The organism is Nitrobacter sp. NHB1, assembly GCF_036964665.1.
Taxonomy (GTDB): domain Bacteria; phylum Pseudomonadota; class Alphaproteobacteria; order Rhizobiales; family Xanthobacteraceae; genus Nitrobacter.
In genome coordinates, this window is the sequence record NZ_JBAMDA010000001.1 from 2,632,395 (window position 1) to 2,646,703 (window position 14,309).

The following is a 14,309-nucleotide window of genomic DNA, read 5'->3' on the forward strand; positions in this document are numbered from 1 at the left end:
CTTTTTCCGCAGTTAACGGCCCGAGCAGATTGTATACAGCGAGGTGCGCGTCTGCGAAACCACGAGACTTACGAGTGCTTGGCGGGTTGCCGCATTGTCTTGCGGGCCAGCGCCAGTCCCATCAGCACGAAGGCCGACGTCACTTCCGGGCCGCCCACCACAATGCGCGTCGGCGTTTTCATCTTGTTCCATTCATAGGCCTTGAAGGGGCCGCGCCGCCCGCCTTCGCCAACGTGGCCGATGATGCAGTTCAGCGCGGGTGTAAACGTCGCCGGATCGGCGCCGAGATGACCCAGCGCGATCAACGCCAGCGCCGCATCGAATACGTTCATTTCGGCTGACATCAGGGTGTCCTGCACATACGCCAGAACCCGGCCGCGGATGAAACCGAAACTGTCATCGGGATCGATCGCCTGCCGGGCGGCGGGCGGCAGCGCCGCTAACGCAGCGTAGCAGCGTCCGAAGTAGGCGCAGTAAAGTTCGGGCAAATAGTAGATATGGGATCGCGGATTGCTGAACGCGCCGCTCTCCACCAGCCGTCGTTGAAATCCGATTATCCGCTGCACGGTTTGCAGCCGCTGCGGCGTTTCGAGAATTCTCCATCGCAAACAGTTGCGGAAGCTGACCTCGAGAACATCGAGGTTGAGGGTGGGGTCGAGATCGTTGCCGTACGGGCGGTCGCCCGCAAGATTGTCGATCCAGGTGACGATGCCGCCGTCGTAATCGATGTTGTCGTTCAGCGGCACGGTGACAAGCGGTTCGTTGGCGCCGCAGCCGACCTGATAGCCCGCATAAAAGTCGAGCAGCGGCTGATCGAGGATCGGGTCCGTCGAGCCGGCTTGCGTCGCGGCCGAAAACGAGCAGGCGGTGGTGTCGCAGTCGGGAACGTAGATGCCGAAGCCGAGGTCCTGCTTGATCTGCGCGAAGAAGCGGTTGAAGCGCGGATGGGGATTCGGCGCCAGCGCGGTGATTACGCTGACGCGGTCGCCGTCGCGCGAGAACACTTCCTCGCGACTGGTCCTGAGGCAGAAATCGACCATCTCGGTGCTGGCGCGGCGGATCGCCTCGGTTTCCGCAGGCGTGGCGAGACCGGTTTCGGCGAAACTCAAAAGCGCCTCGGTGAAGAACGCGTCGTAATAGGCCGAGCGATGGCGGATCTGCACCGGCTCCCACATCGGTTCGGCGACGCCGCTCCACGGCGGATTGATAAAGTCGCGCGCCGGCGAGCGTGCGATGAAGACCCGCGCCAGATTAAAAAGCAGGGTCGAGTTCTTGTAGCCGCGCGAATCGAGGCCGGTGAGGGCGGCGAGAAAACCCCGGCCGTGCAGATCGGGGTCGCCGATCAGGTTGAACGCGGCGAAGGTCGGGATGAAGCCATTCTTGCGAAACGACTGGAGCAGATGCGCGCCGCAGGTCCGGATGACGCGCTCGATGTCGGCAAGGTCCGGCGTCGGCCCCGACGAGGCCACAGGTCCGGGCCGAGGATGGCGCAAGGTCACAGTGTCCAGCAGGGCGGCCACCGGCCGGCCGATCGCCGCCCAGTCCGGGGATTCATCGTCCCGCGCGTGCCGCAGTGCGTCCTGAAGTTCCCGAAAACGGGTCTCGTCCCGCAGTTCGGGCAGACCGGCCCGCCGCAGCAGCGGGCGCAGGGCCGGATTGGCGAGCGCGGTTCTGTAGAATTTGGCCAGGTGAGCGTCGCCGCCGCGGTGGCGCAACAGCACGGGGTCGCACAGGTCGTACAGCGAGGGGCCGTCTTTGCGGTTCGTCAGCGCGCGGTAGACGGCGCCGGCGACATGGCGAACAGTCATGATTTACTTTCCGCGCCCCCATCCGCGTTCCGGCATCTCATCAAGGCTTGTTTCAGCCAAGTCGTTGAAAAACTATACGAATAGGCAGAAAACACAAACTCGGCCGAAGTCACGGCATCCGCCCGGAAGGCGGCGGTAGGTTTGCCGTGATGTCCGGCCGCCCAATTTACACGCTCGCCTCCTCGTTTCCGAAAGGCGGCCATGATGACTGCGGCGTGCTTAACCAATTGTGTTTCCAATAAATAAAGGTTTCATGTTGCCCATGGGGGGACCCGCGGGGTATGACCTTCTTATGCTGCGGTGCCGCAAAACGAGCGTATTTGCCCGCGATAAGTCAGGGACTCCCTAAAACCAATCTGGCGCTGGCGCGACTTATGAGCGCCGTCGGGCATGACCAGGAATTGATCGTTATGAAGTTCGGGCAGTTTCGCGTTTCGCCCCGGTCGGCCACCTTGGCCGCCGTCCTCGTCGGGATGGTATCGCTGGCGATCGGAGCCCATGCCGCGCTCAACAAGCGCAGCCTGGAGGTCGCGAAGGCCCTCGCTGTCGCCGACACCACCGGCAGCATCGCCGTCAAGTCGTCGCGGGTCGCGCTGGTCATCGGCAACGCGCACTATCCGGATGCGAACCGGCCGTTGAAGCAGTCGATCAGCGATGCCCGGGCGCTGACAACGATTCTGCGGCGCGACGGCTTCGACGTCATCATGGTCGAGGATGCCGACAAGGACGATATGCGCCGCGCGGTCCGCCGTCTGGAATCGAAAATCGGTCCCGATACAACGGCCCTGCTGTTTTTCAGCGGCTTCGGCATTCAGTCCGGCCGCGAGAGCTACATGATCCCGGTCGATGCGCAGATCTGGAAGGAAGCCGACGTCCGGCGCGACGGGCTTTCCATCGAAACCGTTCTCGGCGCGATGAAAGAGCGCGCCGCCAAGGTCAAGCTCGCGGTGATCGATGCATCGCGGCGCAACCCGTATGAGCGGCGCTTCCGCTCGTACTCCCACGGCCTTGCGCCGATCAATGCGCCGAACAACGCGCTGATCCTGTCATCGGCCATGCCGGGACAGGTCGTCGACGAGTCCGGCGGGCAATACAGTCTGCTGGTGACGGAATTGCTCAAGAGCCTCGATGCGCCGGATGCGAAGGCCGAAACCGTGTTCAGCAAGACGCGGGTCGCGGTTTCCCGCGCGAGCAAAGGAGAGCAGGTCCCGACGGTGTCGTCGTCGCTGGCTCAAGACGTGCCGCTCAGGTCCGATGCGGCGATGGCCTCGCGCAAGGCCGGCAGCTAGAGCCATTTCGCTTCTTTACTTCGCGCTCGCTGCCGCGGCCACCGGCCTGACCGGATCGCCTTCGCGCAATAAGGCGCCGGCGCGCGCCACCACTACGTCGCCTTCCGACAATCCCTTGCGGACCTCGACCTGTCCGCCCGACAGCAATCCCACCTCGACGCGCCGCGTTTCGACCCGCTGGTGCCGGACGACTTGAACAACGGTGCCCGCGCTCCCATACAGGATCGCCGTCAGGGGCACCGCGATGCCGCAGCTCTCGCCGGTCTTGACGATCGCCCGGCCGGACGCATTGACGAGCAAATGCCGGCTCGGGTCGACGGATATGAAGACCTGCCCAAGCTGGCTGTCCGGGTCGATCGTCGGTGCGACGAGCCGGACCTTGCCGTCGATGTCGCCGGCGCCGACGGCCTTGACCTTGGCAGTCTGATCGACGGCGAGTTTCGCCAGATCGGTGGTCGGCACCTGACCGACCAGATCGAACTCGTTGCCGGTGACGATATTGAACAGTGCCTCGCCCTTGCCCGAGGCGACCGCCCCGATCTCGGCGGACGACTTGCTGACCAGTCCGGCCACCGGGGAGTGAACCTGGGTCGACCCGCCTTCGGGACGGTTGAGGCGGGCAAGCACCTGCCCGGCGATGACGCTCTGTCCCGGCTCCACCATGATCTCGGCGACCTTCAAGCCCGGCCGCTCGGGGCGCACGGCCGTCTCGTTCTTAGGGATCAGGATTCCGGTGACCTCCACGGTGGCGGAGAAGCAGGACCTCGTCGCTTTCAGCACGGTAACGGCGGCGCCGTTCGGGGTATCCTGCTCGTCGGCCGCGAATGCCTGATGAGTGACGACGGTCGTCCCGAGCACGACGGCGAGAGCAATCGCCTGCCTTGCACTGGAGCGCGGGCGCGGGAATTCCGTCGGCATTGAACAATTCTTTCCGAAAAATCGAAGGTCGCGGCGATGGTTTGCGACTGCTTCAGGACCGATGGAACGAAAAGCCTATTCAAGCCGGAATGTCGATTCAACACCGGCACTCGGACGCCATCCGGATGGCGCGCGGGGTGCGATCCGGAATCGGGACCGGAGCGTTGAACGGCATCATCACGCCGTCGGCGTCGGGCAGAGATCAAATGGACGTGAGCCGGCTTCAAGAAATCACCCCTGCGAAGCTCCTGGCCGTCGCAGCGCGATCCACGACCTCGCAAACCGCCGACGAGGGCGCATTCTGAAATGCGTCGTTCCTTACAGATTATTAAGAGACGACCTCAGTCCCGCTCAGTCGGGTATGATAAGATCAGGCAACAAAGCGCCATGATTGTCGCGATCAAAGTCATTCGGACGGTTTCTATAAATCGGAACGGCCCATTTTTTAAACACTCGAATTATCGCAACCCACGTCGGATAGCGTCTATAGACAAGAGGTCTTCGACGGCCCGTTCATGAACCAGCCAATCAAATCTCTCAAAGACGCTCCGCTTACCGAGACCGCAGAGGGGACCAAGCGGAAGTCGCGCTGGCGTCTCGCATGGATCCTGCTGCTGGTTTTGGCGGTTGTCGCCGGCGTTGCGTTGTGGCGCCAGCGCACACCAGCACCGCAACCGGCGGGCAGGAGCGCTCCGCCGATGTCGATCGTCCCGGAGACCGTCGGCAAGGGCGATATCGGCATCAACCTCAACGCGCTCGGCACCGTTACCTCGCTGGCCACGGTCACTATCAGGACCCAGATCAGCGGTTACCTGATGAAGGTCGATTTCAAGGAGGGGCAGGAAGTCAGGAAAGGCGACCTGCTCGCGGAAATCGATCCGCGTCCGTATGAGGCCGCGCTGGCCCAGGCGAACGGAAATTTGACGCGCGACGAAGCGCTCCTGAAAGGCGCCCAGGTCGATCTGACCCGCTACCGGGGCCTGGCGGCGCAGAACGCCGTGCCCCGTCAAACCCTCGATACCCAGGTTGCCCTGGTCGCCCAATACCAGGGTACTATTGAGGCCGACCGTGCAGCGGTGAAGGCAGCTCAGCTCAACCTGCAATATTGCCATATCGTTTCGCCGCTCGATGGCCGGGTCGGATTGCGCCAGGTGGATCAGGGCAACTACGTGACGCCAGGGGATACCAACGGCCTCGTCGTGATCACGCAGTTGCAGCCGATCAGCGTGCTGTTCACGCTGCCGGAAGACAATCTACAAGCCATTTCAAAGCGGATTCAGGCCGGCGCCACGCTGCCCGCGACCGCTTACGACCGTAGCGGCGCCAACAAAATCGCGGATGGCGTGCTGCAAACTTTCGACAGCCAGATCGATCCGACCACCGGAACGATCAAGCTGCGGGCCCAGTTTCCAAACGACACGAGAGCCCTCTACCCAAATCAGTTCGTCAATGTCCGGCTGCTGGTCGATACGCATCGCGACGTCACGGTGATGCCGACGGCCGGTATTCAGCGCGGCGTTCCGGGTACCTTTGTCTATCTTGTCAATCCCGATAGCACCGTATCGGTCCGCAAGGTGGTGCTGGGTGTAACGGACGGCGAGCGTGTGGAAGTCCGCTCGGGACTGGTCCCCGGTGATCGTATCGTCGTCGACGGCGCCGACAAGCTGCGCGACGGCGCCAAGATCGCCATTCGTACGGAAGCCGGTAACAGCAGCAATCCGGCATCAGACAAATCAGGAAGCAAGAAACAGCCTTTGGAGAGCGGGCAGAAGCAATGAGCCCATCGCGACCGTTCATTTTGCGGCCAGTGGCAACCACGCTGCTCATGGTCGCAATCATGTTGTCGGGCCTGCTCGCCTTTCGTTTCCTGCCGGTCGCAGCGCTGCCCGAAGTCGATTATCCGACCATCCAGGTTCAGACCTTTTATCCCGGCGCCAGCCCCGACGTGATGACATCGTCCATTACCGCGCCGCTGGAGGTGCAACTCGGCCAGATGCCGAATCTCAATCAAATGAGTTCGGTGAGTTCAGCCGGCGCATCGGTCATCACGCTGCAATTCGGCCTCAGCATTTCCCTCGACGTGGCGGAGCAGGAAGTGCAGGCCGCCATCAATGCAGCCGGTAATCTGCTGCCCGCCGACCTGCCGGCGCCGCCGATCTACGCCAAGGTGAATCCGGCCGACGCGCCGATCCTGACGCTGGGGCTGACCTCGGCGACGATGCCGCTGACGCAGGTGGAGGATTTCGCCGACACTCGCCTGGCGCAGAAGATTTCCCAGCTTCCGGGGGTCGGGCTGGTCAGCATCAGCGGCGGGCAGCGACCGGCCGTGCGCGTTCGTGCCGACATTCGCAAGCTCGCCGCCTACGGCCTGAATATCGACGATCTCCGTACCACGCTCGGCAATGCCAACATCAATACACCGAAAGGAAATTTCGACGGGCCGATGCGCGCCTATACGATAAACGCCAACGATCAGATCAAGAGCGCCGCCGGTTACAAGTCGTTGATCGTAGCCTACAAAAACGGTTCCCCTGTACGGCTGAGCGATATCGGCGATGTGGTCGATGGCGCGCAGAACGACAAGCTGGGTGCCTGGATGAACAAGGTTCCAGCAGTCATTCTGAACATTCAGCGGCAGCCGGGCGCCAATGTGATTTCCGTAGTGCAGGGGATCAAGAACCTGCTGCCGCAGCTCCAGGCCTCGCTTCCCCCCGCGATCAACGTCGCCGTTCTCACCGACCGCACCGTCACCATTCGCGCATCGGTGCGGGATGTGGAATACGAGCTTACGCTCGCGGTTATCCTGGTCGTGCTGGTGATATTCGTCTTCCTGCGCAGCGCGCGGGCGACCCTGATTCCGAGCCTCTCGGTACCGCTTTCGTTGGTCGGCACGCTCGGCGCAATGTATCTGTTCGGATTCAGTCTCAACAATCTTTCCTTGATGGCGCTCACCATCGCGACCGGATTCGTGGTCGACGACGCCATTGTCGTTATCGAGAATATTTCGCGCTATATCGAACAGGGGGAGACACCGTTGCAGGCCGCGCTGCGCGGCTCGGAACAGATCGGCTTTACGATCATCTCCCTCACCGTCTCGCTGATCGCGGTGCTGATTCCGCTGCTGTTCATGGGCGATGTGGTTGGCCGGCTGTTCCGGGAATTTGCCATCACCCTGTCGGTCACCATACTCATCTCGGGCGTGGTCTCGCTCACGCTGGTGCCGATGGCCTGCGCCAAGCTTCTGAAAGCCACGGCGGACGATCGCGAGAACCTGTTCCAACGCTACAGTCGCGAAGGCTCCGATCGGCTGATCGCGGCTTACGGCCGCGCGCTCAATTGGGTGCTCGATCGTCAGACGTTCGTGCTGCTGGTGGCGCTGGGCACCTTCGTACTCACAGGGGCACTCTACGTTATCATTCCCAAGGGGTTCTTTCCGCTTCAGGATACGGGCGTCATCCAGGCGATTTCCGAAGCGCCGCAATCGGTGTCCTATGCCGCGATGGCGGAGCGGCAGCAAAAGCTTGCGAGCGCCATTCTTGAGGACCCGGACGTCGACAGCCTGTCCTCGTTCATCGGCGTGGACGGGACCAATACGACGCTCAACAGCGGCCGGATATTGATCAACCTCAAACCGCACGATCTGCGCACATCCAGCATTACAGCGGTGATGCAACGCCTGAAGGAGCGCGCGGCCGCTCTCCCCGGCATCACGCTATATATGCAACCGGTGCAGGACCTGACGATCGAGGGCACCGTCAGCCGGACACAGTATCAATTCATTCTTCAGGATGCCGACGCGGCGCAGTTGACCGAATGGGCCCCCAGGCTGATCGATCGATTGAACGCGCTTCCGCAGCTTGCCGACGTGACCAGCGACATCTCGGCGCAAGGGCTCGCGGTCTTCGTGGATATCGACCGCAACCAGGCTGCACGTTTCGGCATCACCCCCGCCACCATCGACAATGCACTTTACGATTCATACGGACAGCGGATCGTCTCGACAATTTTCACGAACTCAAACCAGTATCGCGTCATCCTGGAAGCCGATCCGACGCTTCAAACATCGCTGCAATCGCTGTCCGCGATCTACCTTCCCTCCTCGGTCGGCGGCGCGCCGGTCCCGCTCTCGGTGCTCGCGAAAATTCGGGAAGAAACCGCGCCGCTGCAGGTCTCTCATCTCGGACAGTTTCCTGCAACCACGATCTCGTTCAACCTCGCTCCGGGGGCGTCGCTGGGCGAGGCGGTGGCCGCGATCAAACAGGCGCAGCGCGATGTCGGACTCCCGCCCAGCGTGATCAGCAGTTTTCAGGGAGCCGCGCTGGCTTTTCAATCATCGCTCACAAATCAGATCTTTCTGATCTTCGCGGCGATCATCACCGTCTACATCGTGCTGGGTGTTCTCTATGAGAGCTTCATCCATCCGCTTACCATTCTGTCTACGCTTCCCTCGGCCGGGATTGGCGCGCTGTTGGCGCTGATGCTCGCCGGCCAGGATCTCACCATCGTCGCGATCATCGGCATCATTCTTCTCATCGGAATCGTCAAGAAGAACGCCATCATGATGATCGATTTCGCGCTCGATGCGGAACGGAATGAAGGCAGGCCGCCGCGCGAGGCGATCTATCAAGCCTGCCTGTTGCGATTCCGCCCCATTCTGATGACGACGATGGCGGCGGTGCTGGGCGCCTTGCCGCTGATGCTCGGCACCGGCGCCGGCTCCGAACTGCGGCATCCGCTTGGCATCTCCATCGTCGGTGGCCTGCTGGTCAGCCAGTTACTGACCTTGTTCACCACACCCGTTATCTATCTCTGGTTCGATCGCCTCTCGTTGCGCATGTCCGGACGGTCATCCAGCGGCCGTCCGGCGGCAGACGGAATCGAGCCGTGAGCCTGTCGAGTCCCTTTATCCGCCGCCCAGTCGCGACGACCCTGCTCACGTTCGGACTCGCGGCGGTGGGCATGGTCGCCTTTTTCCAGCTTCCGGTATCCCCGCTGCCGGAGGTCGATTTCCCGACCATCCTGGTTCGGGCGACCTTGCCGGGCGCCAGCCCGCAGGATGTGGCCACCACGGTCGCCAGCCCGCTCGAACGCCATCTCGGCCAGATCGCCGATGTCACCGAGATGACCTCGTCGAGCACGGCGGGGTCGACGCGCATCACGCTGCAATTCGGATTGAGCCGCGACATCAACGGCGCGGCGCGCGACGTGCAGGCCGCCATCAACGCCGCCCGTGCGGACTTGCCGACCAGCCTGCGAGCGAACCCGACCTACCGCAAGGTCAATCCCGCCGACGCCCCGATCATGGTGCTGACGCTGACGTCCGACACCCTGTCGCGCGGCCAGCTCTATGACGCCGCATCCACGGTGCTGTCGCAAAAGCTCTCCCAGGTCGAGGGAATCGGCGAAGTGGTCGTGGGCGGCAGTTCGTTGCCTGCCGTCAGAGCCGAACTCATCCCGCAGGCGCTCTACAAATACGGCATCGGTCTCGAAGATGTGCGGGCCGCGCTCGCCAGCGCCAACGCACACAGCCCGAAAGGCGGCATCGACGTCGGCGACCGGCGCTACCAGATCTACGCCAACGATCAGGCCAACACGGCGGAGCAATACAAGCCGCTGATCATCGCCTACCGCAACGGGGCGGCGGTCCGCCTCTCCGACGTCGGCGAGGTATCGGACTCGGTCGAGAACCTCCGCAATGCGGGCCTCGCCAACGGCAAGCCGGCTGTCCTTCTTGTGCTTTACCGGCAACCCGGCCGCAACATCATCGGTATCGTCGATCGGGTGACAGCGTTGATGCCGCAATTGCGGGCTTCGGTCTCGCCGGCCATCGACCTCGATATCGCCGTCGATCGTTCGACGACCATCCGGTCGTCGTTGCGGGATGTCGAAATCACGCTGCTGATCGCCATCTTTCTCGTCGTTGTGGTGGTCTTCGCATTTTTGCGGAACGGCCGCGCGACGCTAATTCCCGTCGTCGCGGTGTCGGTGTCGCTGGTCGCGACCTTCGCCGTCATGTATCTGATGGGCTACAGCCTCGACAACCTCTCGCTCATGGCGCTGACGGTCGCGACCGGTTTCGTCGTGGACGACGCCATCGTGGTCCTCGAAAACATCACGCGCCACCTCGAAGCCGGCATGTCACGCCTCGATGCCGCGCTGCTGGGCGCCAGGGAAGTCGGCTTCACCGTGTTGTCGATGAGCGTATCGCTGATCGCCGTCTTCATTCCGATCCTGCTGATGGGCGGCATCGTCGGCCGCCTGTTCCGCGAATTTGCCATGACGATCTCCATCGCCATCATGATTTCGCTGGCGATCTCGCTGACGACCACGCCGATGATGTGCGCCATTCTGCTTCGAAGACAATCCGGTCGCAGCCATGGGCGGCTCTATCAGGCGAGCGAGCACGTTTTTACTGCAATGCTGAATGGCTACCGGCGTTCGCTCAACGTCGCGCTGCGGCACCCGCGCTCGGTGATGACGATCCTGCTCGCGATCCTTGGCCTCAATTTCTACCTGTACGACGTCATTCCGAAGGGATTCTTCCCACAGCAGGATACGGGCCGGCTGATCGGCATCATCCAGGCGGATCAGAGCACTTCATTTCAGTTGATGCAGAAAAAGCTCACCCAGTTCGTCTCGATCATCACCAAAGACCCGGCGGTTGAGACGGCTGTCGGCTTCACTGGCGGCGGGCAGATCAATTCCGGCTTCATGTTCGTCGCGCTGAAGCCTCTCGAGACGCGAAAGTTATCCGCAGACAGGGTCATCGGCCGCCTGCGGCGCGAACTCGCGGTCGTACCCGGAGCAACACTCTTCCTGCAGGCGGTCCAGGACATCCGTGCGGGGGGACGCGCCAGCAACGCGCAATATCAGTACACCCTGCAGAGCCCGACGCTGGAAGAACTCGATGAATGGACCCCCAAGATAGCGGCCGCACTTCAGCGCGAGCCCACGCTGACCGATGTCAACAGCGACCAGCAGAACAAGGGGCTCGAGGCCAATCTCGTGATCGACCGGGATGCCGCCGCCCGGCTCGGGATTACGGTCAGCCAGATCGACAACACGCTTTACGACGCATTCGGCCAGCGTCAGGTTTCGACCATCTATGTCGCGCGCAACCAGTATCACGTCGTTATGGAAGTCGCGCCGCGCTACTGGCAGAATCCGGAAACGCTGAAGGATGTCTACATCAGCACCTCCGGCGGCTCCGTCGGCGGCTCGCAGGCGACCAACGCCGTCGCCGGCACGGTCGTCGCGAGCGGGCAATCGGCTTCCGCCAGTTCCGCCAATGCAAACGCGGCCCGGAACCTCGCCACCAACTCGATCGGCGCCACCGGCAAGGGAGCATCCTCGACGGGTTCCGCCGTGAGCACCGGCCAGGAAACGATGATTCCGTTGTCCGCCGTCGCCCATTTCGAACAAGGCGCGGCGCCGCTCGCAGTCAACCATCAGGGACTGCTTGTCGCCAACACGATTTCCTTCAACCTTCCGCCCAACGTGTCATTGAGCACGGCTGTCGCCACGATCGAGACGACGATGAACCGGATCGGCGTCCCGGCAACAGTCCACGGCAGCTTCCAGGGCACGGCGAAGGTGTTTCAGGAGTCGCTCAGCAGCCAGCCCTATCTCATTCTTGCCGCGCTGATCACGATCTATATCGTTCTCGGCGTTCTGTATGAAAGCTACGTTCATCCACTGACGATTCTATCCACGCTCCCGTCTGCGGGCGTGGGAGCGCTGCTGGCCCTGATGGCGTTCAACACGGAGTTTAGCATCATGTCGCTTATCGGCGTGATTCTGCTTATCGGCATCGTGAAGAAGAACGCCATCATGATGATCGATTTCGCGCTCGATGCCGAACGCGAGCGGGGTCTTTCCTCGCGCGATGCGATCTACGAAGCCTGCCTGCTCCGCTTCAGGCCGATCATGATGACAACGATGGCCGCCATGCTGGGCGCGCTGCCGCTTGCAATCGGCATGGGTGAAGGCAGCGAGTTGCGGCGGCCGCTCGGCATCGCCATCGTCGGCGGCCTTGTCCTGAGCCAGATGCTGACGCTGTATACGACGCCCGTTATCTATCTTTACATCGACCGATTCCGGCTGTGGTGCCGGCGCCTCAGGCAGGGCGGTCCCGCGCAAAGGGCTCCCGATGCTCCGTTGCAGCCGAGTGAATAGACGACGATGCCTCAACAGCCACAATGACCGGAAAAGTGCGGAGGATATCGACACCGGGTTGATATCCTTGTTGCAGATGCCGAGGCGCTGGGACACGATTGCGACAGGTGATTTTGGGGGCTCAATGTTCGGCGCTGCGTTGAAGTCGATTTCTGTGATCGAACGGCTCGGCGGCAAGGCACGCTTTGCGTCTTTCTTCTCCGTGTTGCTGCTCGTTCCGGCATTGTCCGGCTGCATCCTCGGCTCCGAGCGACCCGATCTCAATCTCGAAATCCCGAGTACATACCGCGAGGCAAGTCGCGCGGCCCCGGACGCGGCCGTTCCGTCCCTGGACTGGTGGCGCGGGTTTCGTTCCAAGGAACTGACGTCGCTGATGGAAGCCGCGCAAACCGCCAACCTGGATATCGCTGTCGCCTATGCGCAGATCATCCAGGCCGACGCGCAAGCGGGCATTTCGGGAGCGCCCTTGCTGCCGTCGGTGACGGGAACGGCAACGGCCGAGCGTGCGCGCAGCGCGGCCTCCGCGATCGGCGGCGTGTCCTCCGCTCCGGCCACGTTCTCGCAATACAACGTCGGCCTTACCGCCAGCTATATGATCGATTTCTGGGGCAAGAACCGCGCGACGCTTTATGCCGCCGAGGAGAATGCGACGGTCGCCCGATACAACCGTGACGTCGTGACCCTCACAACGATCGTGACGGTCGCCAATACCTATTTCCAGATACTGGCGGCCCAGGATCAACTCCGCGTCGTCCGTCGGAATCTGGCGGCGGCGGAACGTATTCTGGAACTGATCAAGAAACAGTTCGCCGGCGGAACGGCGTCGCAACTCGATCTGTCGCAACAGCAAGCGCTGGTGGCAACCCAGCGGGCCGCCATTCCGCCGCTGCAGGTGACCTTGCGGCAGAATATCGCCGCGCTCGCGGTCCTCGTTGCGCGCGCGCCCGCGAATTTCAAGGTGAGCGGCGGAGCGACGACGCAAATCACGGCGCCGCGCGTCACGCCGGGCCTGCCTTCGGAATTGCTGACTCAGCGACCGGACATCCGTCTGGCCGAGGCGCAGCTTGCATCCTCCAATTTCAGCGTCGAGGCGGCGCGCGCCGCGTTCTTTCCGCAAATCCAGCTCACGGGTCAAAACGGATCGCAAAGCGCGGCGCTTGCAGCGTTGTTCGGACCGGGCGCATGGTATTACACGCTCGCCGCAAGCCTGACACAGCCGATCTTCGACGGCTTCCTTCTGGAAAATCAACTGAAGCAAGCCAGGGGCTTGCAGCTTCAGTATCTGCAAGCTTATCGCAAAGCCGTGCTCTCGGCCTTCGCCGACGTTGAAAAAGCGCTTGTCGCGCTTCGGCAATATACGCTGCAGGAGCGGCTGCAAAACGACGTCGTGTCGGCCTCCCGCAAAGCTTTCGAAGTCTCGGAAACGCAATTTCGCGGCGGCACGGTGAATCTTCTGACCGTTCTGCAGACGGAGCAAACTCTTTTCACCGCCGAGAATGTGCTGGTGCAGGTGCGGCTGACGAAGCTGCTCGCCGCCAGCAGTCTGTTTCAGGCGCTGGGCGGGGGGTGGTCACCGGAGCGAACTGTATCCCTGAACAAAGACTCCGCGCCAGGTCCTCTTTAAAACGTCGACCCTCAAATCGGATCGGGACCGCGCCAAGGAGGCGCTCGCCCGGATCACCATCCACCCAAGGCTGGACGTCTTCAATGCTGAGGCCATCGAGCGCTTCGGACAGATCATGAGGCGCGACGGGTCCGATTCCGTTCAGGACGGCCTACATCAAGTCGATTGTGGACCGGATCGAGGGCGATGATCACGCGATTCGAATTATTGGGGAGCAGGCAACCCTGGAGCAAGTGATTGCCGGGGACCAAAACGCGGGTCCAAACGTTCGCAGTTTTGTACGCAAGTGGCGCGCCCGAAGAGATTCGAACTCCTGACCCCCAGATTCGTAGTCTGGTGCTCTATCCAGCTGAGCTACGGGCGCGTTTGTCGTGGAAATCGCGGGTAAGTTAAAAGCAACTGCGTTCGGAAGCAGGCGTCCCGAAGGCGGGCCATTGCTAACGGCTCCCGGTCGGCTTTGCAAGCGGCGCGGCTGCACCGACTGTCCCGTGCGAC

Annotated in this window: 7 protein-coding genes and 1 tRNA gene; 5 read left to right on the top strand and 3 right to left on the bottom strand. The window is 62.2% G+C overall.

The features are described 5' to 3' along the window. Window positions 1-68: 68 nt before the first annotated feature. A complete protein-coding gene (locus V4R08_RS12235) occupies window positions 69-1,808 on the bottom strand; it encodes a hypothetical protein (protein WP_335579601.1) in 1,740 nt (579 codons plus the stop codon). A 410-nt stretch (window positions 1,809-2,218) separates the two neighbouring features. On the opposite strand from V4R08_RS12235, the gene V4R08_RS12240 reads away from it, so the two are divergent. Then, the gene (locus V4R08_RS12240) at window positions 2,219-3,097 is read left to right on the top strand and encodes a caspase family protein (protein WP_335580267.1); all 879 of its coding nucleotides are present in this window, start codon (window positions 2,219-2,221) and stop codon (window positions 3,095-3,097) included. 15 nt (window positions 3,098-3,112) lie between these two features. On the opposite strand, the gene V4R08_RS12245 is transcribed toward V4R08_RS12240, so the two are convergent. Continuing rightward, complete coding sequence (locus V4R08_RS12245) at window positions 3,113-4,015, bottom strand: efflux RND transporter periplasmic adaptor subunit (protein ID WP_335579602.1); 903 nt, start codon at window positions 4,013-4,015, stop codon at window positions 3,113-3,115. Between the two features lie 515 nt (window positions 4,016-4,530). On the opposite strand from V4R08_RS12245, the gene V4R08_RS12250 reads away from it, so the two are divergent. The 4 genes from V4R08_RS12250 (at window position 4,531) to V4R08_RS12265 (ending at window position 13,814) form a co-directional block, all read left to right on the top strand. Continuing rightward, on the top strand, window positions 4,531-5,793 hold the full coding sequence (locus V4R08_RS12250; RefSeq protein WP_335579603.1) for an MdtA/MuxA family multidrug efflux RND transporter periplasmic adaptor subunit: 1,263 nt from the start codon (window positions 4,531-4,533) through the stop codon (window positions 5,791-5,793). Beyond that, window positions 5,790-8,903: an MdtB/MuxB family multidrug efflux RND transporter permease subunit gene (locus V4R08_RS12255; protein ID WP_335579604.1), complete on the top strand. Its 3,114-nt coding sequence runs from the start codon at window positions 5,790-5,792 to the stop codon at window positions 8,901-8,903. The genes V4R08_RS12250 and V4R08_RS12255 overlap by 4 nt, the downstream gene beginning before the upstream one ends. After that, window positions 8,900-12,190: an efflux RND transporter permease subunit gene (locus V4R08_RS12260; RefSeq protein ID WP_335579605.1), complete on the top strand. Its 3,291-nt coding sequence runs from the start codon at window positions 8,900-8,902 to the stop codon at window positions 12,188-12,190. Before V4R08_RS12255 ends, V4R08_RS12260 begins: the two co-directional genes overlap by 4 nt. A gap of 124 nt (window positions 12,191-12,314) precedes the next feature. Continuing rightward, the gene (locus V4R08_RS12265; RefSeq protein ID WP_335579606.1) at window positions 12,315-13,814 is read left to right on the top strand and encodes an efflux transporter outer membrane subunit; all 1,500 of its coding nucleotides are present in this window, start codon (window positions 12,315-12,317) and stop codon (window positions 13,812-13,814) included. A 287-nt stretch (window positions 13,815-14,101) separates the two neighbouring features. On the opposite strand, the gene V4R08_RS12270 is transcribed toward V4R08_RS12265, so the two are convergent. Beyond that, window positions 14,102-14,178 (bottom strand) — tRNA-Arg (locus V4R08_RS12270). Window positions 14,179-14,309 lie beyond the last annotated feature (131 nt).